Below are 20,289 nucleotides of genomic sequence, written 5' to 3'. Positions count from 1 at the left end.
GTAAGGAAAGAGGAAATCAAATGGAAGAATTAACATATAAAACATACCGATGCGGATCCCTTAAGTTCAAAAGCCCAATCGATCAGAAACGTCAGAAAGAAATTGAGAGAAAATGTAATCGACAAGAGGTTCAAAAGTTAGCACAGATACTCTTGAAGCAAGAGTTTTTATTAATAGGAAATTAATCTATGAAAAAATCAACTCTTTCATCTGTGATTGTATCTGGTATAACTTGCGCATTGGTAATTTTATTTGGCTATGTCTTGGCAAAATCGGAGCACCCAATAAATCGGTTTGTCGAGGCGATGAAGGAACCAACGTTTATGGAGTCTATTGGGAGTACCGAACAATCAGGAAGGAGCACAAGCGAAACTATGGCGCCATCTACATCGGAGCCGCAATGGTATAACCAAGCAGAAAGTTTGATATCGGATTTTCATGAACGGATGACTTTGGCACAAAACCAAAACACTACTTTCAATATTGGCGCCACTGTCGACGAGTTAGAACATGCTATTCAACTGATGGCACGGTCTAATCAAGATAGTGGCATGTTATTAATCTATTCTAGGTAAATATTATATGACCACGGCTACCCTACAGATAATCCAAATTTTGTTGAAGACTTAATAACAAGAGCATTTCATAGTGCTGGGTGGCAAGTTGCGCCTAATGAAGAAGGTTTCACCGAATCAAGCAACTAATCATAGTATGATATTATACAATTTTGATTTTTAAGAATGCGACAGAGTCTAATTTATGTATTTTGTTCTTGTTGTGAGATAATATTGGTACAATATTATTGAGGATCAGAAACTTAATAATTTTTGATCCTTTTTCTATTCTTCATTTCAAAATTCCTTTAGTAGCTCAATTAGTTAGGATAGAAAGATCCTAATTTAGGACAGCAGAGTAAACTTTTAAGAACAATTCTTTTTAAATGAATTTAGGTGCTTCGACAAAAGGATAATTATGTATATACTCCGTCGTGATATATCTTATACTATGTATATATAGAAAGAGGTGTCGCGCATGGAAATGTTACCTATAAAAAAATGGGGCAATAGTAACGGTCTTAGATTGCCAAAGTACATTATGGAGTATCTTGGCATTCATACTGATGACAAAGTGAAGATAATACAAGAAGAAGTAAACGGGCATAAGCGACTAATCATCGAAGCGGCAAATTCAGAAAACGAGTTAACGATTGAAAAGTTATTTGAAAATTACACTGCTGAGAGAAATCAGGTGGAAATTCAACGTTTAGGTGAAGCCGTAGGGAATGAAAGGTGGTAAAAAAAACTAGACAAGGTGATATTTTGTTGTTGGATACAGCTCCTCGTTCTGGACATGAACAAACGGAAAAAAGGCCCTATATTGTTTTAAGTCATGACATGATTGCAGATTATAGTAACGTTGCCACCATTGCTCCGATTTCTAGTACAAGTAGAAACTATCCGTTATATGTAAGTATTGATCCAGATTATGGCATGAAAACAACAGGAAAAGTATTGCTAGATCAATTAACGACAATTGATTATGAGGCCAGAGCGTGTGTTTTTTTGGAAAAAGCGCATGAGAGATTGGTTGAGGAGTTATTGATGAAAGTTAGAACAATATTTCAAAAAGTAAGTAAATAAAAACAACATGGTCATCTTATCTATGTTGACCATGCTGTTTTCTTTTATTCTATAGACAGTGTGTCCGTAAACTTATACTCCTTTGTAATCTTTGAGATAGCAACGCCATTCTCAAAATCCTGAACGATTTATACGCTAACCTATACAAAAGCCAAAAACGTTCGAGACATTCTCTCGAACGTTTTTTGGGCATCAAATTGGGCGAATCGTCGAAACTATGGTACAGTGCAACCAAACAAGGAGTGAAAGCGGCTCGTTCATGAGGCAAAGGGGCAATGGTGATGAAGCAAACAACGATGGCGTGGCTGTCAGAAATCTATAATTTGATCTTGCATCCTGGCACGAGACAGTGGGAACGAGAACAACTGGTGCAAGCGAAAAATACCTTGGAAACCCAGCTGGCGACCAAACAAAAAGCAGGCAAACACGAAAAGGAATCGTCAAAAAGTCTTGAAGACCAACAGACCAGGCGGGTTTTGGAAAAACTAGAAGCGTCGTTGCGTCCTTTGGCACTGAGAAACAATCTGACCCCGAATGTCGCCGAGTTTTATCAAACAATCAGCCAGCCAGCACCGAAAAAGGCAATGAATGAAGAAACAAGCAAAGCCCAACCAGCAGAAGTTTCCGTGGAGCCGACCGAAACAGGTGGAAAAGCACAAGAAGTGGCTATTTTTGCTGGCGGCTGCTTTTGGTGTATGGTAGAGCCTTTTGAAGACCAGCCGGGCATTCTTTCCGTTTTGTCGGGGTATACTGGGGGAACAGTCCCGAATCCGACGTATGATCAAGTACTAAGTGGAACAACAGGGCATGTCGAAGCAGTAGAGATCATTTTTGATCCCAAAATCATCACCTATCAGGACTTGTTGCAGTTGTACTGGCAAGTGACAGACCCGACAGATGCTTTCGGACAATTTCAAGATCGCGGCAATTTTTATCGCCCAATCATTTTCTATACGACTGCTGAACAGGAAGTGTTTGCGCAAGGAGCCAAAAAGGAACTAGCCCAATCTGGTTATTATCAGCAACCCATCGTGACTGAGATCCGCAAGGCCACGCAGTTTTGGCCAGCGGAAAACTACCATCAAGCATTTTACAAGAAGCAGCCTAAGCGCTACCAGCGGATCAAGCGAGCGCGCAAGCAACTGATGCTTTTTTATAAACTGAAACGCTGGACAAACCGAGGGGAAAAACGATCATAGTCAGAAGATACATCAAAAAAGCGGGGCTCCGAGAAAAGGCCAGAGGATCAAATGAAGGCTCTTTTCTCCACAGGCCGCGCTTTTTTCTGCGCGTTTAGCCAATTGGATAAAAAACGAAGATTTATTTTAGAATAATGTCCAAAGAAAGCGTTAACAACAAGAATTATAATAGAGAAAGAAAAAGTGGCGAAAAAGGTCGAAAAAGCAGGTTCCTTTTGCTTGGTTCCTTTCTTCGAGGAAAGAAGGTGGGAAACACCAGAGAAAAATCAGCGGAAAAATCAATCAGCAACACCCCATAGCAACACAACATTTATTATATGAAGATTCATATAAGTTAGGAGAAATGTGATGAAAAAAAAGGGAACGTTCGTCTCACTGTTTATGGCTCTCATTCTTTTTATCTTTTCAGAAAGAACAGTGTTTGCGGCAGAAGCGATCAATGAGATCGTTGCACCAACTGGAGTCAAAGCATTTTTAGTACTGATTCCGTTAGTGTTAGTACTGGTTTTACTCTTTAAAAAAGTAGATATGATCATTGCTGGCTTGATTGCTGGGATATTGGCGATGATTATTGGCGGGATCAGTTTAGCTGAAGCCAATTCGCAACTGTTGGAAGCTATTCCGACGATGTTAAGTATTACGGTGCCAATCATCAATTCCGCTGTAGCGATGGCGGTCTTCAAAGCCGGTAGTTATACGGCAGCCTTAACTTTAGCCAAAAGAGGGACCAAAGGAAAAGTGGAATATGTGGCTGGTTTTATTGTCATCTTATTGGCAGCAGCGACTTATATGTCTGGGATCGGCGGCGGGAGTGCAATGGTGATCGCACCATTAGCATTTGCGGCAGTTGGGGTGGTACCCGAATTGATCGCAGCGATGTCGTTAGCGGCAGCTGTCTCCTTTACGACCTCTCCTGCCTCTTTGGAATCTAGTATCGTGTCTGAACTGGGCGGCTTTAGTGTCGCTTCTTATGTCGATCAAATGCGCCCATTTTGGTTGTTATTCGTTGGTTTGGCGATTTTATTGGCATTCTTCGGGACCAAGCGTCGTCATCTGGGCTTCAAAGAATCAGCCAACCAAGAGTACGAAAACAAAAGCAATGGCGAGTTATTCAAAACGACACTGCCTGCGATCTTCTTGCTTTTTGCGGTCATCTTTGGCCCGTTGATCAATGACCTGATCGGCTTTGTCCTCTTTACGCCGCTAGTTTATATGGTGGTCACGTTGGCGTTGATTTTTGTTTGTACCGACTTTTCGATGAATCAATCGGTGGAAGCGATGGTGGACGGATCCACGTATATTTTGACCCGCTTGTTCCAAGTGGGGATCTTTTTAGCCTTCATCAACGTGATCGCTGAAACTGGGACATTTGCTGTTATTGCTGGTGCGGCACAAAATGCCCCCGCAGCGATCGTCGTTCCCGTGGCGATCTTGACGGGTGTCTTGATTGGGATTCCCGCAGGTGCCTATGTCGGCTCCGTATTAACATTAGTGTTACCAGTTGCCGTTTCATTAGGCTTCCCAGTGTTAGCTCTTGGTTTTGTAACGATGGGGGTTGGACTCGGCAGTCAAATGAGTTTCGTCAACATTACGATGCAAGCTTTATCTTCTGGTTTCCAAATTCCGATTCTAGATGTGGTCAAAGGAAACGTGAAGTGGTTGAGTTTAGCAGCCGTATTATTATTAGTCATCGGCTTAGTGTTTGGCTGATGGATAGGAGGAAAACATGGATTTATTGATCAAGCAAGCACGTCTTGAAGACGATGCAGAATTAGTAGACATTGCCATTTCAGGAGGAAAAATCACCGCAGTTGCACCCAACATTGAAGAATCAGCAGCAAAAACGATTGAGGCGAAAGGCAAAGTGGTGATCCCCGGATTGATCGAAAGCCATATCCACTTAGACAAAGCCTTGATTGCCGATCGTGAACCTAATAATTCAGGTACATTACAAGAAGCGATCCAAGTTACGGCAAAGCTCAAACCGACTTTTACCGAAGAAGATATTTATGATCGAGCGAAACGTGCATTAGAAATGCTGATCGTACATGGTACGACTGCTGTTCGCACCCATGCCGAATTTGATCCGGCGCAAGGCTTCACTGGGTTTGACACCATCATGCGCTTAAAAGAAGAATACCGAGACCTGATCGACATTCAGGTCGTTGCCTTTCCGCAAGAAGGAATTTTTAAAGCACCCGGAACGGATAAAATGATGATTGAAGCGATGGAGAAAGGCGCCGATGTCGTTGGCGGCATTCCTTACAATGATGCGCCAGCCAATAAACACATCGACTTGATCTTTGAGATCGCCAAACAATTTGACAAAGACATTGACTTGCATCAGGATTTTGCTGACGAAGCAGACGATACATCGATCGTCTACCTGTGTGAAAAAACCATCGCAGAAGGCTACCAAGGTCGGGTATCAGTAGGACACTTGACTGCGCTGCACGCCATGGAACCGGATCAGCTGGCAGAAGTCATCGATTTGATGGTCAAAGCCCAAATCAATGTGATGCCGTTGCCTGCGACCGACTTGCACTTAGGTGCTAGAAACGATGCCTACAACGTTCGCCGTGCCGTGACGCCGATTCGCAAATTACGTGATGCTGGTGTGAATATCTGCTTAGGCAGCAACAATATCCGAAACGCCTTTACGCCCTATGGCAATGGGGATTTGATCCAAATCGCTATGCTGGCTGTGCCAGTGGCGCATTTAGGCGGCGCCGATGACTTGCCGACGGTCTTGCCAATGATTACGACCAATACCGCCAAAGCATTAAATATCAAAGACTATGGAATCGCTGTTGGCAACCGCGCAGATTTGATTCTTTTAGATACCAAGAGAAAAGCCGATGTGCTGATCGATATTCCTGAACGTTTAATGGTCATCAAAAATGGCCGCATCACCGTGGAAGTCAAAAAAGAAGTGACGATCCACCGTTAGCAACAGGTCATGCTTTCTTAAGTAGTACGATTTATTCGTGCTGCTTTTTTTGTTGTAATATAGTCGAAATGAAAAAATCATTTTCTAGTCATTTGTGCTTTTTTCATCTATGATAGAAAGAAAACCGCTATCACGGAGAGTTCGTGTAAGAAAATCCTGTCAAAACTGTTTGACAATGCCGTAATATCAATGGATTTGAGCAGAAATCACAGCAGGTCTGCGTTAAGGTAGGAGAAGGAGGCCAAGATGACGATTGGGGAAGCACTAAAGAACCATCGAGTCACACAGCAAATGAGCCAAGAAGAAGTAGCAACAAAAATTTTAGTGACCCGCACATCGATCTCAAATTGGGAAACCGATAAGACGGTACCAGACAGTTTGAATTTATTGAAACTGAGTACCCTTTATGGGTGCAGTGTCGATGAGCTATTAAAAAAGGAGCGAGCAGGAATGAAAAAAAATTTTCGTACGATGACCTATGGTGCTGGATTGAAAGACGGAACGATGCGTTTGAAAATCGAGACTGATGCTAGCAAGTTTTTCCCACGAGGGGTGGAAGTCAAAGCATCCGTCGATTTAGAAACAGGAGAAGTGACTTTTTTTGTCGAGCAAGAGAATTTACAAAAGCTGAAAGCAGCCACCGACGACAAATAATTTTTTTATACAGTTTTTTGCGGAATTTTGCTTGGACAAGAGAAAAAAAGCGATGGATAAAAAAACACGAGCCTAGCTGCATCGTGTTTTTTTATGTGGGATGAAAGAGGGATGAGGCAATCGATGGAAGCTGATTCTGTTTTTTCTTGTCTGCTATTTTCAAGATTTGTAACGATTAAGGAAAAGCGAAAAGATGTAAACGGCTATATACAATATATAGTGAATAGATCGATTTTTATCAAAATGACGCACAATATGTAGTGTTTACTTTTTTAAGGGATTGTGTAAAATAGCAGATGTAGTGAAGAAGGAGCTGTTGTTTTTGAGAGTAACTGTATGTTGCGGCACCCATTTAGAAAATGAGAAAAAGTTGGCAAAGACCGCTCGTGCCATCGGCAATGCCTTAGCAAAAAATCACATCGAGTTGGTTTATTGCGGCCCTTTGGCTGGCTTGATGAGGGAGATCGTGAAAGGGGTCTTTGAAAAAGAAGGCGCAGTGACGGGGATCTATCCATCAGGTTCCTTTGCAGAAGATTTGCCGCCAATTGTCACTGGGTCAAGCACATACACTGAGTTCTATACGGATACGAGGGAGGAACAAACGCAACAATTGCTGGAAATGAGCGATGCCTACCTTGTATTACCTGGTGGATTTGGTACACTAGAGGAGTTGTCATCAGCATGCTCTTTTATGACTCTTGGGCCATTATCAGGCAAGCCGATCAGTGTGTTGATGACCGAAGGCTTGAAGGATGGACTGAATCCGCTGCAAACTATGTTCGAAGCTTCCAGCTTTGCTTGGGCTGAACTGCCGGAACCGCTCTTTGTCCTATCTGACGTTGAGACGTTGATCCAGTGATTAGCGGAGAAGGGGTCAAAAAAGGAGTGCTTGGCAGGATGAAGCAGGTCTATTTAGCTGGACCGTTTTTTTCAAACGAACCAATCGCACGACTCAAGCAAGCAGAAAGCAGTTTAGCTGAGGACCCGCAGCCCTTGGCGGTCTATGCGCCGCGCTTGTATCAAAAAAGTTCATCTGAACCCTATACACCGGAATGGGCGAGAGAAGTTTTTGAAAAAGACATGCTGGAATTGACACGAGCCGACGTCGTCGTTGCCGTTTTGGATGACCATGAAGGAATCACTGATCCGGGAACAGCCTTTGAAATCGGCGCAGCACACGTACGAAATAAACCAGTGATCGCTTTTCAGGAAAAGCCGCGGCGGTCAATCTGATGTTGACGGAGTCGGTGCAAGCGTATTTGACTGATCTGGCGGCACGAACAACGTATGATTTTGAAGAGATGGCGCACCGAGCATTTGTCGGTGACTATATTTAATAAAGGATGGATGAATGTGTTATTAATCGCAGGTACGATCGGGGCAGGAAAAAGCAGTTTGACTGATTTTTTATCGAAGGAAATGGCGTCGAAGCCTTTTTATGAAAACGTGGAGGACAACGATGTTCTGCCATTGTTTTATTCCAATCCAGAACGATACGCTTTTTTATTGCAGATTTTTTTCTTAAACAAAAGTTTTTTAGGGATGCGGGAAGCGTTATCGAATGATGACAATGTCATTGACCGCTCCATCTATGAGGACAGTTTGATGTTTCATCTAAATGCGGATCTAGGTCGCATCGCACCGATGGAGGTCGAACAATACGATAACCTGTTGAATACGATGCTGCGGGAATTGGAAGAATCGGCGCCGTTGAAACATCCAGATTTAATGGTTCATATTAAGGTTTCCTTGGATACAATGATTGAACGGATCAATAAACGTGGGCGTTCCTATGAACAAATTGCCAATGATCCGACATTGTATGACTATTACAAAGAATTGAATCAGCGATACGATGAATGGTATGAAAACTTTGATGTCTGTCCGAAAATGCAAATTGATGGGGATCAATTGGACTTTGTTGCCAATGAAGACAATCTCATGGTGATCCTCGAGATGATTCAAGAAAAATTGGTGGAAGTCCGTCAGACCCATGGCAAAGGCCACTATTGTACGAACAAAGCCATCGCAAAAGGTGATTTTTCCAAGAAAAATTAAAGCAGAGAAGCAACCGATGATTCTTGCCAGTTGGTTGAAAGAGCACTCGTCCCTGTCAGCTTTTTTATGATTAATCGAAGTGCTTGAAAACGGCGATTCTACAGGATTATAGAGCAATTCTCGTTGTCAAACCAATCATTCAATGGCGTTTGCAGTAAACAAAAGAAAATTGGTCAGCACTGAAGACGCCGTTTTCGGTGCTTTAGTGTTTCAATTATCTATTGAGAGAAATATTCGCGCCAGACACCAGCAACAAAGGTAATGACTCGTGTCGGTGTATCAAGAGTCTGTCCATGTGATCACTAGGGTGAGACACTAGCTGATTGAGTGCATCAAGTGTTATTCTAACGGGTGAATGCTGCGAAATACTAATAGTTGATACAATCACCAGCACTTCATTGAAGAATATTTTGCCTAAAGGTAGAGAGATTCGCTTGTAGTCTATTGCCAAGCGAATGCTTCTCTTTTTTTATTGGTAAGGGCTGTTTTGTGCCAGCGTATGATTTGATCAAGAAAACATCGATACGATTATATCGAAAAGTTTCTGAAAAAAATTTGCATATTCATCTTTTGCTCCGTATACTAGTTTAGGACGTTGTTTATAAAACGCTGTATCATCGTACATATTTTTTTGATAGGAGGAATTGCATGAAAGACAAACGAAAAGTCTTGCGTCCGTTAGGATCAGGGTTTGCGATGGCGGTTCCTTTGTTTATAGGGATCCTTGTTCAGGACCCTTTGATAAGTTCTGTGGGGGCGATGGGGGCTTTTTCCTACTTGGCTTTTCAACATCGGTCCCTTTTTTATAATCTGCGCGCCATTTTGACCCACGGGGCGGCGTTGCTGCTGGCCTTTATTTTAGGCGCTGGGACAGCACTGATTCCTTGGAGCGCGCCTTTTATTATCGGTGCTTTATCGTTTTCCGCGTTTTTGTTGTCAAAAGTGATGCGGATCCCCAAGCCGGATTATTTCTTCGTGTTGATGCTTTATGCCACCGGCTTTAACTTTCACGCCGCTCATCTTGGAGAAATCTTGCACCACAGTTCCTATTTGCTTTACGGCATCGCAGGCTCATTGCTTGCTGGACTGGTGATTTCGTTAGCTGAACAGCTACCGTTGAAAGAAGAAAAAACGGCCTTTCAACAACTGAGCTTGCACGAGAAATATTCGCTGGCATTATCTCAGCAACCAGAAATGGTCATCAAAGCACTGCACTTTTCTTTGATATTGTTTATTGCGACCTACATTGCCTATCTGTTGCGGGACAGCAACGGGTATTGGATCTTGATTTCCGCTGCTGCCGTATTGGCAGGGGAACATATGGAAAAAATCAAAAATCGCACGATCGGCAGGGTACTGGGAGGAATCGTAGGGCTGCTGCTGGGTTTCTTATTGATGTCCTTGCATATGCCCCTTGAAGCGATCGCAGTTGTCTTGATCATTCTAAACATACTGACGGAGTTTTTTATGCCAGTCAATTATACCGTTGCTAATTTCTTTACCAACCCACAAGTCCTGCTGTTAATGACGATCGGTACTAGTTTTACGCCACTGAAATTGATCCCATTGCGTTTTTCAGGGGCATTGATTGGCAGCGTGCTGGCAATGCTGTTGATCTTTCTAATGGATTGGGCAGTAAAGCAAATGGAGCAAGCGCTGGGAAATAAGCCAGAAGACACGACGGATCAAACACAATAGAATGCACCATCATCGAAAAGCAAGAGCAGCTGCTCTTGCTTTTTTTGCATCTGATCCTCTATCTAAACGTTTTCTCCATCGGATAGGAAAAATAAGGAAAATATGAAATAATCGAGCAAAGATTCCTATTTCGAAATAGAAGCGTTTACATTTTTGCAAACTAAAGTGGCAGAAACATCTACTTTTTTTGTTGTAAGCGAAATCATATACTCAAATCAGAGAAGGAGAGAAAGTTGTGAAAAAAAGAATCGTAGATGTTTTGCATCGCCTGTTGGTGACTGATTATCCACTATCCATCGAACAACTGGCAGAAGAGACCGCAGCGAGTGGGCGGACGATCCGCAATGATTTGAATGAGATCAACACGTTTCTTGCTGACTTACACATCCGACCGATCCAAACTCTTCGAGGAAAGGGCATCCTTTTGAAACTGACCTCGAAACAGCAAGCCATCGTTTGGCAGGCATTACAGGCACAACAGTCGGAATATATGACCCGTGAAGAGCGTCGTTTTGATCTGCTGCTGCATCTGACCTTTTCAAATGAGATCCTGGTGTTGAATAAAAAAGAAGAAGCGTACCAGATATCAAAAAGCAGCATGGATGAAGACATGCGCCGTTTGCGGGCGGACATCAATAAATATGGCATTGAGATCATCAGCCTAGGAAAAAAAGGACTGCGGTTGAATGGATCGGAACGAGCGATTCGGACGATGATTTTTGACATCATCAATCAGCGGATCGGTAGGTTGCCACTTGATAAACAGACCCCAGATTTAGTCTTTACTAAATTGCTTTATCGCTATTTGCCGCAAAAAGAAATCAAACAGATCCAACTAGTGATGCAAGCAGTGTTGCCGCCAAATCAAAATGAGTTGTATAGCAGCCAAATTTTATTGTTTACCGCCATTTGGCTGATGCGTATCAGAATGAAGGAATTTATCACTCGCATGAACTGGTCTGCTTCCAGCAATCCGCTCCAAGGGTCAGCCTATATCCAGGCGATCGCTGAAACCTTTTCGATCGAGCCACCAGAAATCGAAGTCAACTATCTTTCTTTCATCATCGAATCACTGAATTTTAAAGATTTGTCCAATTCCATCGAATGGGCGCATGCGCAACTCTTGTCGCTGCAGCTGATCCAATTTGTGGAATGCCAAACCAAGATCCCTTTTAGTAAAAAGGAAGAAGAGTTGTTAGAGGGATTGTATAAACATATGGCAGCGCTGATCGTTCGAGCCAAGAGCGGTATTCAAGTACCCAATCCGATCAAAGAGACCGTTCGCAAAAATTATGGACAAATCTACCAAGCCGTCAAGGGGTTCGCTCCTACGATCGAAGAGATCGTCGGTCAACCACTATCGGAAGATGAACTGACATTTCTCGTGATCCATTTTTCTACAGCCCTAAGTTCATTGAACCACGAGATTATTACGATCTATAAGGCGGTCGTCGTCTGTAACCATGGAATGGCAACCGGCAATCTGCTGGCAGCCAGCCTCAAGGAGAAGTTTCCAGAAGTAGAAGTTGCGGCAGTCTTGAATTCACAAGAAGTCAATTTGATCACGAAATTCGATGTGGATCTAGTTTTTTCAACCTATGAGATCGATTATCGAGAAAAGCCGGTATTACTGATCCCACCGATCATCAATGAAGAAAATCACCAAGTGATCCGCCGTTTCTTAAAAAACAATGAACAATTCAAGCGGATCGCCTTTGACCAAAAAAATGCCACGCTGTTCTTCAATCAATTGCTTACAGTCATTGAAGAAAGCGGTGGGACGGTCGATGCTGCCGCCTATCGCAAATTGACACACTTGTTTGAACAAAATCAATTAGCCATTAATGCAAGGGAGATTCAGCCAATGTTAAAAGATGTTTTATCCGCTAGTCATATTCAATTAAATGTTCCTGTTCAAAATTGGGAAGAAGCCATTGAACGCTCGGCGCAGCCGCTAGTAAAAGAACAGATCATCGAAAAACGCTATATCGAGGCAATGGTTGCTGCGGTGAAGGAATACGGTCCTTATATCGTCATTGGCAAACATTTGGCGCTTGCGCATGCCCGACCAGAAGATGGCGCCCAGCAGTTGGGTGTGAGTGTCCTCACCTTGGCGCCGCCAGTCGCATTTGGGAACCCAGAAATGGACCCTGTCAAAATCATTTTTTGCTTGGCTGCGGTGGACTCCTACTCTCATCTTGCCATCATGAAGGAATTGATCGAACTGATCAATGATGAAGAAAAAGTCACGCAGTTGCTGGCTTGTTCCACGATTGAAGCTTTTCAATCATTGCTATTTTCATAAAAAACAAGAAAAGGGGAAAAAATCATGAACAAATTATCGATCTTATTCGTATGCGGTGCAGGTCTTGGCAGCAGTTTTGCGGCTCAGATGTCAACAGAAGATGTCTTAACGAAATTAGGAGTGGAGGCGAAATTGGATCATGTCGATATCTCATCAGCAGTATCAATGAAACCAGACATCATCATTACGGCAGAGAATTTTCGGACGCAATTTGAAAAGTTTGCTTTGGACCCGACAACCGCAATCATTTATTTACGCAACATCGTTTCAAAACCAGAAATCGAAGAAAAAATCACCCCAGTATTAACGGAAAAAGGCGCACTGTAAGGAAGAGGCATGACGAAGGGAGTTTGAAAAAATGGGCATCATCAATTTTATCATTGATAATATTTTAACGCAGGCATCGATCACGATCGCTTTGATCGCGATGTTAGGGCTGTTGCTTCAGAAAAAGTCAGCAGGTCAAGTCATTTCAGGAAGTTTGAAGACGCTATTGGGCTTCCAGGTTTTAAGCGCTGGTTCTAGCATCATCGTCGGTAGTTTGACCTATTTCGGCGAGATTTTCACAGAAGGATTCGACATGCAAGGCATAATTCCTTCCATCGAAGCCATCAACGGGCAAGCGATGAATGAGTTGGGCTTGGGTCGGGACATAGCGCTGACATTTTTAGCCATCTTTGTTTTTAATATTTTATTGGCACGCTTTACAAAATGGAAATATATTTTCTTGACGGGTCAAGCCATTTTATGGATGGCGACCATGACGACGGTCTTTGGCTATTTCGCTGGTTTACGGGGCGTTGTCTTGATTCTTGTCGGTGGGTTGATTGGGGCGATCTTTGCCGTAGCGATGCCAGCGATGGCTCAGCCCATCATTCGCAAAGTCACTGGTTCAGACGACATTGCTCTCGGACATTTTTGTACGATCGGCTACCTCTTTGAAGCAGGCGTTGCCTATCTGTTTGGGGAAAGAGGCGAGAAGAAAAAATCGATCGAAGACATCAAACTGCCACGTTCTTTTGAATTTTTACAAGACACCTATCTTTCTGTCATGGTCGTGATGGTTCCACTGTATATCGTGACGGTCTTGTTTGCTGGAGAAACCTTTGCTTCTACGCTCTCTGGTGATCAAAACTATATCATGTATGCCTTCTTGCAAGCCATCCAATTCGTGGTTGGGGTCTATGTTTTGCTAGCTGGCGTTCGGTTGCTCTTAGGCGAGATCGTCCCTGCGTTTCGTGGGATCGCCATGAAATTGGTGCCTGATGCAAAACCAGCACTCGATTGCCCAGTGTTCTTCCCATATAGCCCCAATGCAGTTATTTTAGGCTTCATTACTACAACGATTGGGACAGTCATCGCCATGTTCGTTTTACCAGTCTTTGGCTTGGCGATGATCTTGCCAGGGATGCTGACGAACTTCTTTGCAGGCGGCACCGCTGGGATCTTCGGCAATGCGGTCGGTGGACGTCGAGGGGCGATCATCGGAGGGATCTTTCACGGTTTCTTCATTACGTTATTGCCAGCCCTACTTGTAACGATCTTCAATCAAATGGGCTTTGTTAACGCTACGGCAACTGATGTGGATACCGTCACGGCAGCCTTGCTATATGCTTGGATCATCAGTCCCTTATTGAAAAACTTTTAATCGCTAGGAGGAAGACGCATGTTCTCTTTTTTCAAAAAAGAAAAAAAGCCCACAGAAACACCAGCGGTTCCTTTGACCGCTGAAGAAAGCCAAGAGGCAGAAGCGCTTATTGCAAATCTAGAAAGTCAGTTGCAAGCAGAAACCGACATCGACGAACAGGCAAAATTGTATGAAGCGTTAGGCTTAGCCCAGGCAAAACTTTCTCGCACAGAAGAAGCGATCGACGCATTGGAAAAAAGTTTGCAGGCGAAGAAATCGATCGGGGACGGCTACAAAAAACTGATGTCCCTTTACAATGCTCAGCGTGCCGCCGCCGCACGAAATGGCGACGATGCAAAGATCGACTATTACATGGATAAAATGGAAGAAATGCGGCAAATCGCCAAACAACTTACGATCAGCGGCAATTAAACTAGACGAGGTGGAATCAAGGATGTATACAACATTAAAAGAAGTAACGAAAACAGCAGAAGCATTGAATTTTACAGTGGGGGCTTTTAATACCCATAATTTAGAAATGCTGCCAAGCATGCTGCGGGCAGCCAAAGAGATGGGGGCACCTATCATCATTCAAACAAGTATCGATACGGCGAAATACATCGGCTATGATGTCTTGGTCAATGTCGTCAAAACGATTGCCGATCACGAGCTGGTGGACGCTGTCTTGCATTTGGACCATGCCAGAGATTTCGATGAGATCAAAGCGGCGATTGATAGCGGCTATAGCTCGGTGATGTATGATGGTTCGCATTTGCCCTTCAAAGAGAATATTTTGAAAACGCGCGCAGTCGTAGAATACGCCCATGCCCATGGGGTGTCCGTCGAAGGAGAACTAGGAACGATCGGCGGCACAGAAGAAGGCATTCATGTGGAAGAAGACGATAAAGTCTTCACACGCCCAGAAGATGCGGTAGAATTTGTCGCTGCTACTGGCGTCGATGCGCTAGCCATCGCTATCGGAACCAATCATGGCCAATTCCGCTCCAAAACCGAAGTGAATGTTGCGTTATTGAAGGAGATCCATGCAGTCGTCGACGTGCCGCTAGTCATTCATGGAGGAACTGGCGTCAAGGAAGAAGATTATCCTGAATTGATCAATAACGGCATTCGCAAGTTTAATGTAGGTACTGAATTGTTGGTCAACTGGACGAAGATTGCGAAAGAAAATTTTGGGGCAACGGAAGTCAACAAATCTTTGCGCCACAACGTGATCCCATCCAATGAAGCCATCAAAGAAATCGTCAAGCACAAGATCGGCCTTTTCATGAATACGAAAGCGCCGACTGCAATCGGCAAATAGATGGTACGCAAAAAGATGCTTGTTTTATTGGCAGGCAGCCCTGGAACTGGAAAAAGTTATTTATTGAATCTGTTGAAGACACGTTTTCCTGATCTTTTCGCTCTTACGCCAGATGAAATCAAAGAATGCTATGCCGAATCCCTCGGCTTTGATTCATTGGCAGAAAAAGCCCAGATCGAAAAGCAGTATGTTTGGCCTTTTTACTATCAGGCATTGGGCTTGTACATGTCTCTAGGAAAACGCTTGGTGGTCTCGGAATACCCCTTTAGTGAAAAGCAGAAGCCCTTGCTGACTTTTCTCGCTCAAAGTTATGGCTACGACTGCTTGACCATACGTTTGACTGCCTCGTTTGAAACCTTATGGGAAAGACGTTTCATACGTGATCGAGCGGATGACCGTCATTTGAGTTTTATCATGGAACGATACCATTACGGGGATGTGCTGGAAGATAGACAAGCTGCAACCAACCATATAACCAAAGAAGCGTTTCGGCAAATCATCACCGATCGCCGTTACGATGACTTTCAGTTAGGGGAGCTTATCGAAGTCAATGTGGAAGATTACAAGCAAGTGGATTATCGTCCGTTGATCGAGAGAATCGCAATTGAGCTAAGTAAATAAGCAAAGCAGTGGGCGTTATACCTGTTCTAGGTACATGCCAACTGCTTTTTTTTATGAGCTATTTCTCATGACTCAGCTTTTGGGGAAGTTTAGCTGTCACAGCAAGACGGATTGTTTCTTATGTCTCAGAAGACTTTCTTTTGCAAAACCGCCGATTTCCTCTAGAATAAGAAGCATAACAGAGAAATGGAAAAGGCGGGGAATGGATGAAAGATTATTTTGCGCAATACAAACGCCTGTTATCGATCGCTGAAGCAGGTTTGTACTATGGCAAAGATGTGTACGATAAGGAACGATACCAAGAAATCAAAGAGTTGGCATTGCATTTGATGAGTACCGTCGTGGATCAAGACGCAGCTGCGTTGACCCTCTTAACAGAAAAAAATGAGGGGTATCCTACACCTAAAGTCGACGTACGAGCATTGATCCAAAAAGACGAAAAAATCTTGCTAGTGGAAGACAGCCTGACGAAAGAATGGTCACTGCCGGGTGGCTATGCAGAGATTGGCTTGACGCCTCGGGAAAACATCAAAAAAGAAGTGCTGGAAGAAACCGGTTTGCTAGTAGAGGTGAAGGAGCTGCGAGCAATTTTTGATACGAATCTAAGACAAGACATTCCGCAAGTGTTTCAATACTATAAGTTGGTCTTTGAATGTGAGGTTCTGGCAGGGGACTTTATCAAAAACAGTGAAACCTCCAACAGCGATTACTTTGCGTTGAACGAGTTGCCAAAGCTTTCCATCAAGCGCACCACCAAGGAACAGCTGGAGCAATTGATGAATGAGAAGTCGTTACACGTTGATTAAAAACAGCTAAGGGTAAGATGTTGGAAAAAGCGTTTTATTGGTTTTTTTAACCGGATAATATTTACTTGCAGATAAAGTTGGTTTATGATTGATTTCGTCGTTTTCATTATAAAAAAATCAAGCAATGGCGACACCTTTGCTTGATTGCTGGAGGAGTAAAAATGAAGAATCAAATCAATTCCTTTTTTGGGCTGGATGTCTTACAAACAACGGTTAAACGAGAAATCTTAGCTGGTTTTACCACCTTTATCTCAATGGCCTATATTCTATTCGTCAATCCAACGGTCCTTGGGGCATCTGGGATGGACGAAGGTGCCGTCTTTACAGCAACGGCGCTAGCCAGTGCATTGGGCTGTATCTTGATGGGGGTTTTAGCAAAATACCCGATCGCTACGGCACCCGCATTAGGGATCAACGCCTTCTTTTCTTATTCAGTTTGTATTGGAATGGGGGTTCCATGGCAAACAGCATTAGCGGGTGTGTTTGTGGCATCACTGATTTTCATCGTGATCACGATCTTCAAATTAAGGGAGCTGATCATTGATGCGATCCCTGCTGATTTAAAATACGCCATCTCTGGCGGGATCGGTCTGTTCATCGCCTTTTTGGGACTGAGCGAAGGCGGGATCATCGTTTCCGACGATTCGACCCTTGTGGCACTAGGCTCATTGAGTGTCGGTACGACGTGGCTGACGATTTTTGGTCTAGTGATCACTGCCGTCTTGATGGTTCGCCGAGTTCCTGGTGGAATTTTTATCGGGATGGCCGCAACAACTGTTTTAGGTCTTTTGACTGGCTTGATCCAAGCACCATCCAGTATCGTTTCTGCTGCACCAAGTATTTCTTCCACATTCTTAGTGGCGCTAAACCATGTAGGAGACATCAACTCCCTGCAAATGTGGGTCGTAGTACTGACTTTCTTACTCGTCACTTTCTTTGATACCGCAGGCACCTTGGTGGGGCTTGCCAACCAAGCAGGCTTCATGAAAGACAACAAAATGCCGCGGGTCGGCAAAGCACTTGCTTCTGACTCCACCGCCATGCTCGCCGGTTCTTTATTAGGGACCTCACCAGTAGGGGCGTATGTGGAATCTTCCGCTGGGATCGCCGTGGGCGGTCGTTCTGGCTTGACTGCTGTGACGACTGGAATTTTCTTCTTGTTCGGCTTGTTCTTTTCACCATTGCTATCCGTTGTCACTTCTCAAGTGACGGCACCAGCACTGATCGTCGTAGGCGTGTTGATGGCACAATCACTGCGAGAAATCAAATGGCACGAAATGGAAATCGCAATCCCAGCCTTCTTGATTCTACTAGGCATGCCGTTGACCTACAGCATCTCCGATGGGATCGCCTTGGGCTTCATCTTTTACCCAATCACCATGTTAGCAGCCAAACGCGGCAAAGAAGTCTCACCGATCATGTACGGCTTGTTCTTTGTCTTTCTTGGGTTTATGTGGATTTTGAATGTGTGATAGAGGCGTTTTAATGTAAACTTAGGATTGGATTTCTACTAATGAAAAACCAGCTAAGCGTGGCTTAACTGGTTTTTTTCTTATATGTCGCTTGCTATAAAGATGTTCAGAATCGAATAATGGTAAATATCTAATACAGGACGTCTTTTTTTGAATTTCCTTTCCAGACGAAGGGGAAAAGTCGATCCAAGCGATAGTCGCTTTTTGGAAATGTAAGTTTGAAAATTAGTTATTAAAAAATCATTCTCCCTTCAGATGAAAGGTCTTCCCACGCATCTTTTTCATAAAACTCTGATTCCTCTCCACCATGAAAAGGATCTTCAATTTTAGGAACAAGAATGATCGTCCCATCCTCTGCGTAGACAACAACATATTCTTGGTTTTCAGGCGGTTTTTTTCCGTTATCAGAAGGAAGCGTAACGACGATGGAATTGCCTTGTAGACTTGATTTAGTAATAAGCATAGTATCACCTCTTAGAGATAGTATACCTTGCAATACTATGGAAGGAGAAGACAACAGTGAGATTTAATGTATTTTGAACACATCAAAAGTTTAAAATTCACTTTACATAAGATAGATAAAAAACCGCAATGAAGTATTGTTTGAAAAGATGGATGAATATCTCAGAACAATTGATTTCAGCCTTTAAGCAGAATTACGAAGTTTTTAGATGGATCATTTATGGTGTACCAATGACCAGGGTATTGAACTGACGAAAAAGTGAAGCTTCATTCCAAAACCGCCCAACCCAACAATTTTTACGCAAAACCTGCGCTTTTCTTTCAGTTATTGTTATAATAAAAGAAAATGCAAAGGTGGGAAATCATGACAACGATCAAGGACATTGCTGAAAAGGCGGGAGTAGCGAAAAGTACGGTTTCCCGCTATCTGAACAATGGCTATATCAGTGAAGAAAAGCGCAAAAAAATTGATCAGATCATTGCTGAAACTGGTTATCGCCCCAATACATTTGCTCGATCGCTGAAAGCCCAAGATACGAAATTGCTGGGCGTGATCATTCCTCGATTGAATTCGCCCTCGACAAATGATGTGTTAAAAGGGATCGATACGACGGCTCGGGAAAACGGCTATCAAATGCTGATCACCAACTCTGATCAAAGCGATGAACGGGAACTAGAAAATATCGAAATGCTAGTCAAACAAAAAGTAGCAGGGATGATCCTTTTTGCGCGCAAAATCACGCCGCAGCTGCAAGCGGTGCTGGCAGAGGTTCCTATGCCGGTTTTATTGTTGGGCCAACAGTTAGCTGGCATTCATTCCATCGTCCATGAAGATTATCAAGCGGGCAAAACCATGGCAGAATATGCAGTCAGCGCTGGCCACCGACGTTATTTATTTGTTGGGGTCAGCGAGAATGATTATGCGGTAGGTGTCTTGCGAAAAAAAGGATTTCTTGATGTCTTGGCACAAACGCCCAACGTCAAAGTCGACTTTATCGAAACGTCTTTTTCAAGAAGAGAAACGTACCAAAAAGCCCTTGTGTTCTTGAAAGATCAACCGGCAACGTACATCGCCTGTGCTACCGATAATATTGCTGTTGCTGTATTGAAAGCCGCCCATGAACTAGGGTACCAAGTGCCGAAAGACTTTTCCTTGAACGGATTTGGCGGCTATGATTCGACGGATTATGTCTATCCGACCATCACAACGACCCAATATCCCTATGTCCAGTTAGGCATCGATGCCGTCTTAACGATCCAAAAACTGACGCAAGGGGAAAAGGTTCCTGAAGTGATCGAATTGCCGAATCGATTAGTGGTCAAACAGTCGACTGCCAAGCTTGACAAGCAGGAGCAATAAAGCAAACATTTTTAGAGAAAACAGGACGTCCAGTTGCGGCGTTCTGTTTTTTTATTTTCTTTGCTTGCAATTGCAAACGGTTTCTGTTAATCTACAGATGTAGAACCGGTTCCACA

The 20,289-nt window shown here is 43.4% G+C and carries 22 protein-coding genes; 21 read left to right on the top strand and 1 reads right to left on the bottom strand.

Annotated features, from left to right (window positions below):
• Positions 1–20: 20 nt before the first annotated feature.
• The 20 genes from IGJ12_RS11815 to IGJ12_RS11720 all read left to right on the top strand — a co-directional run bounded on the left by IGJ12_RS11815 (position 21) and on the right by IGJ12_RS11720 (position 18,351).
• A complete protein-coding gene (locus IGJ12_RS11815; protein ID WP_176374317.1) occupies positions 21–185 on the top strand; it encodes a hypothetical protein in 165 nt (54 codons plus the stop codon).
• A 138-nt stretch (positions 186–323) separates the two neighbouring features.
• Positions 324–575 (top strand): hypothetical protein, encoded by a 252-nt coding sequence (locus IGJ12_RS11810; protein ID WP_207491133.1) that lies wholly within the window; start codon positions 324–326, stop codon positions 573–575.
• Positions 576–1,032: 457 nt separating this feature from the next.
• Entirely contained in the window at positions 1,033–1,296 is a 264-nt protein-coding gene (locus tag IGJ12_RS11805) for an AbrB/MazE/SpoVT family DNA-binding domain-containing protein (protein ID WP_087664981.1), read from the top strand.
• Positions 1,290–1,640 carry a type II toxin-antitoxin system PemK/MazF family toxin gene (locus IGJ12_RS11800; RefSeq protein ID WP_087664980.1) on the top strand — a complete coding sequence of 117 codons (351 nt, stop codon included), beginning with the start codon at positions 1,290–1,292 and terminating at the stop codon, positions 1,638–1,640. The genes IGJ12_RS11805 and IGJ12_RS11800 overlap by 7 nt, the downstream gene beginning before the upstream one ends.
• A 275-nt stretch (positions 1,641–1,915) precedes the next feature.
• Entirely contained in the window at positions 1,916–2,839 is a 924-nt protein-coding gene (msrA, locus tag IGJ12_RS11795; RefSeq protein ID WP_087664979.1) for a peptide-methionine (S)-S-oxide reductase MsrA, read from the top strand.
• Positions 2,840–3,187: 348 nt separating this feature from the next.
• The gene (locus IGJ12_RS11790) at positions 3,188–4,549 is read left to right on the top strand and encodes a hypothetical protein (RefSeq protein ID WP_005225442.1); all 1,362 of its coding nucleotides are present in this window, start codon (positions 3,188–3,190) and stop codon (positions 4,547–4,549) included.
• 16 nt (positions 4,550–4,565) lie between these two features.
• The gene (locus tag IGJ12_RS11785) at positions 4,566–5,789 is read left to right on the top strand and encodes an amidohydrolase family protein (protein ID WP_430619061.1); all 1,224 of its coding nucleotides are present in this window, start codon (positions 4,566–4,568) and stop codon (positions 5,787–5,789) included.
• Positions 5,790–6,035: 246 nt separating this feature from the next.
• On the top strand, positions 6,036–6,443 hold the full coding sequence (locus IGJ12_RS11780; protein WP_430619060.1) for a helix-turn-helix domain-containing protein: 408 nt from the start codon (positions 6,036–6,038) through the stop codon (positions 6,441–6,443).
• 322 nt (positions 6,444–6,765) lie between these two features.
• Positions 6,766–7,302, top strand: a complete 537-nt coding sequence (locus IGJ12_RS11775; RefSeq protein ID WP_430619059.1) for an LOG family protein — start codon at positions 6,766–6,768, stop codon at positions 7,300–7,302.
• Positions 7,303–7,340: 38 nt separating this feature from the next.
• A complete protein-coding gene (locus tag IGJ12_RS11770; RefSeq protein WP_430619058.1) occupies positions 7,341–7,676 on the top strand; it encodes a nucleoside 2-deoxyribosyltransferase in 336 nt (111 codons plus the stop codon).
• A gap of 120 nt (positions 7,677–7,796) precedes the next feature.
• Complete coding sequence (locus tag IGJ12_RS11765; protein ID WP_086316414.1) at positions 7,797–8,501, top strand: deoxynucleoside kinase; 705 nt, start codon at positions 7,797–7,799, stop codon at positions 8,499–8,501.
• A gap of 648 nt (positions 8,502–9,149) precedes the next feature.
• Positions 9,150–10,199: an FUSC family protein gene (locus IGJ12_RS11760; RefSeq protein ID WP_005234658.1), complete on the top strand. Its 1,050-nt coding sequence runs from the start codon at positions 9,150–9,152 to the stop codon at positions 10,197–10,199.
• 235 nt (positions 10,200–10,434) lie between these two features.
• Positions 10,435–12,504, top strand: coding sequence for a BglG family transcription antiterminator (locus tag IGJ12_RS11755; RefSeq protein WP_086316413.1), 2,070 nt, complete (start codon positions 10,435–10,437; stop codon positions 12,502–12,504).
• Positions 12,505–12,528: 24 nt separating this feature from the next.
• Positions 12,529–12,831: a PTS sugar transporter subunit IIB gene (locus IGJ12_RS11750; RefSeq protein ID WP_005225455.1), complete on the top strand. Its 303-nt coding sequence runs from the start codon at positions 12,529–12,531 to the stop codon at positions 12,829–12,831.
• A 31-nt stretch (positions 12,832–12,862) separates the two neighbouring features.
• Positions 12,863–14,152 (top strand): PTS sugar transporter subunit IIC, encoded by a 1,290-nt coding sequence (locus IGJ12_RS11745; protein ID WP_008379073.1) that lies wholly within the window; start codon positions 12,863–12,865, stop codon positions 14,150–14,152.
• A gap of 18 nt (positions 14,153–14,170) precedes the next feature.
• Complete coding sequence (locus IGJ12_RS11740; RefSeq protein ID WP_005225457.1) at positions 14,171–14,563, top strand: hypothetical protein; 393 nt, start codon at positions 14,171–14,173, stop codon at positions 14,561–14,563.
• 22 nt (positions 14,564–14,585) lie between these two features.
• Positions 14,586–15,452, top strand: a complete 867-nt coding sequence (locus IGJ12_RS11735) for a class II fructose-bisphosphate aldolase (protein ID WP_005234664.1) — start codon at positions 14,586–14,588, stop codon at positions 15,450–15,452.
• Positions 15,453–16,073 carry a zeta toxin family protein gene (locus IGJ12_RS11730; RefSeq protein ID WP_016613624.1) on the top strand — a complete coding sequence of 207 codons (621 nt, stop codon included), beginning with the start codon at positions 15,453–15,455 and terminating at the stop codon, positions 16,071–16,073. It abuts the gene before it with no gap.
• A gap of 206 nt (positions 16,074–16,279) precedes the next feature.
• Positions 16,280–16,879, top strand: a complete 600-nt coding sequence (locus IGJ12_RS11725) for an NUDIX hydrolase N-terminal domain-containing protein (RefSeq protein ID WP_086316410.1) — start codon at positions 16,280–16,282, stop codon at positions 16,877–16,879.
• Positions 16,880–17,040: 161 nt separating this feature from the next.
• Positions 17,041–18,351, top strand: a complete 1,311-nt coding sequence (locus IGJ12_RS11720) for an NCS2 family permease (protein WP_016621395.1) — start codon at positions 17,041–17,043, stop codon at positions 18,349–18,351.
• Positions 18,352–18,583: 232 nt separating this feature from the next.
• Here the strand turns inward: IGJ12_RS11720 and mazE are convergent, their stop codons facing one another.
• A complete protein-coding gene (mazE, locus tag IGJ12_RS11715) occupies positions 18,584–18,814 on the bottom strand; it encodes a type II toxin-antitoxin system PemI/MazE family antitoxin (RefSeq protein ID WP_087664974.1) in 231 nt (76 codons plus the stop codon).
• A 363-nt stretch (positions 18,815–19,177) separates the two neighbouring features.
• On the opposite strand from mazE, the gene IGJ12_RS11710 reads away from it, so the two are divergent.
• On the top strand, positions 19,178–20,173 hold the full coding sequence (locus tag IGJ12_RS11710) for a LacI family DNA-binding transcriptional regulator (protein WP_042890342.1): 996 nt from the start codon (positions 19,178–19,180) through the stop codon (positions 20,171–20,173).
• Positions 20,174–20,289: the final 116 nt, after the last annotated feature.

Source organism: Enterococcus sp. DIV0802b (assembly GCF_050543535.1).
GTDB lineage: Bacteria > Bacillota > Bacilli > Lactobacillales > Enterococcaceae > Enterococcus_D > Enterococcus_D entomosocium.
This window is presented reverse-complemented; position numbering and strand designations above follow the sequence as displayed.

Excerpts from the sequence above, each read along its gene's own strand:
- IGJ12_RS11815 (WP_176374317.1), top strand. The coding sequence starts at position 21 with ATGGAAGAATTAACATATAAAACATACCGATGCGGATCCCTTAAGTTC.
- IGJ12_RS11810 (WP_207491133.1), top strand. The coding sequence starts at position 324 with ATGGAGTCTATTGGGAGTACCGAACAATCAGGAAGGAGCACAAGCGAA.
- IGJ12_RS11805 (WP_087664981.1), top strand. The coding sequence starts at position 1,033 with ATGGAAATGTTACCTATAAAAAAATGGGGCAATAGTAACGGTCTTAGA.
- msrA (WP_087664979.1), top strand. The coding sequence starts at position 1,916 with ATGGTGATGAAGCAAACAACGATGGCGTGGCTGTCAGAAATCTATAAT.
- IGJ12_RS11790 (WP_005225442.1), top strand. The coding sequence starts at position 3,188 with ATGAAAAAAAAGGGAACGTTCGTCTCACTGTTTATGGCTCTCATTCTT.
- IGJ12_RS11785 (WP_430619061.1), top strand. The coding sequence starts at position 4,566 with ATGGATTTATTGATCAAGCAAGCACGTCTTGAAGACGATGCAGAATTA.
- IGJ12_RS11780 (WP_430619060.1), top strand. The coding sequence starts at position 6,036 with ATGACGATTGGGGAAGCACTAAAGAACCATCGAGTCACACAGCAAATG.
- IGJ12_RS11770 (WP_430619058.1), top strand. The coding sequence starts at position 7,341 with ATGAAGCAGGTCTATTTAGCTGGACCGTTTTTTTCAAACGAACCAATC.
- IGJ12_RS11760 (WP_005234658.1), top strand. The coding sequence starts at position 9,150 with ATGAAAGACAAACGAAAAGTCTTGCGTCCGTTAGGATCAGGGTTTGCG.
- IGJ12_RS11750 (WP_005225455.1), top strand. The coding sequence starts at position 12,529 with ATGAACAAATTATCGATCTTATTCGTATGCGGTGCAGGTCTTGGCAGC.
- IGJ12_RS11745 (WP_008379073.1), top strand. The coding sequence starts at position 12,863 with ATGGGCATCATCAATTTTATCATTGATAATATTTTAACGCAGGCATCG.
- IGJ12_RS11740 (WP_005225457.1), top strand. The coding sequence starts at position 14,171 with ATGTTCTCTTTTTTCAAAAAAGAAAAAAAGCCCACAGAAACACCAGCG.
- IGJ12_RS11735 (WP_005234664.1), top strand. The coding sequence starts at position 14,586 with ATGTATACAACATTAAAAGAAGTAACGAAAACAGCAGAAGCATTGAAT.
- IGJ12_RS11730 (WP_016613624.1), top strand. The coding sequence starts at position 15,453 with ATGGTACGCAAAAAGATGCTTGTTTTATTGGCAGGCAGCCCTGGAACT.
- IGJ12_RS11725 (WP_086316410.1), top strand. The coding sequence starts at position 16,280 with ATGAAAGATTATTTTGCGCAATACAAACGCCTGTTATCGATCGCTGAA.
- IGJ12_RS11720 (WP_016621395.1), top strand. The coding sequence starts at position 17,041 with ATGAAGAATCAAATCAATTCCTTTTTTGGGCTGGATGTCTTACAAACA.
- mazE (WP_087664974.1), bottom strand. The coding sequence starts at position 18,814 with ATGCTTATTACTAAATCAAGTCTACAAGGCAATTCCATCGTCGTTACG.
- IGJ12_RS11710 (WP_042890342.1), top strand. The coding sequence starts at position 19,178 with ATGACAACGATCAAGGACATTGCTGAAAAGGCGGGAGTAGCGAAAAGT.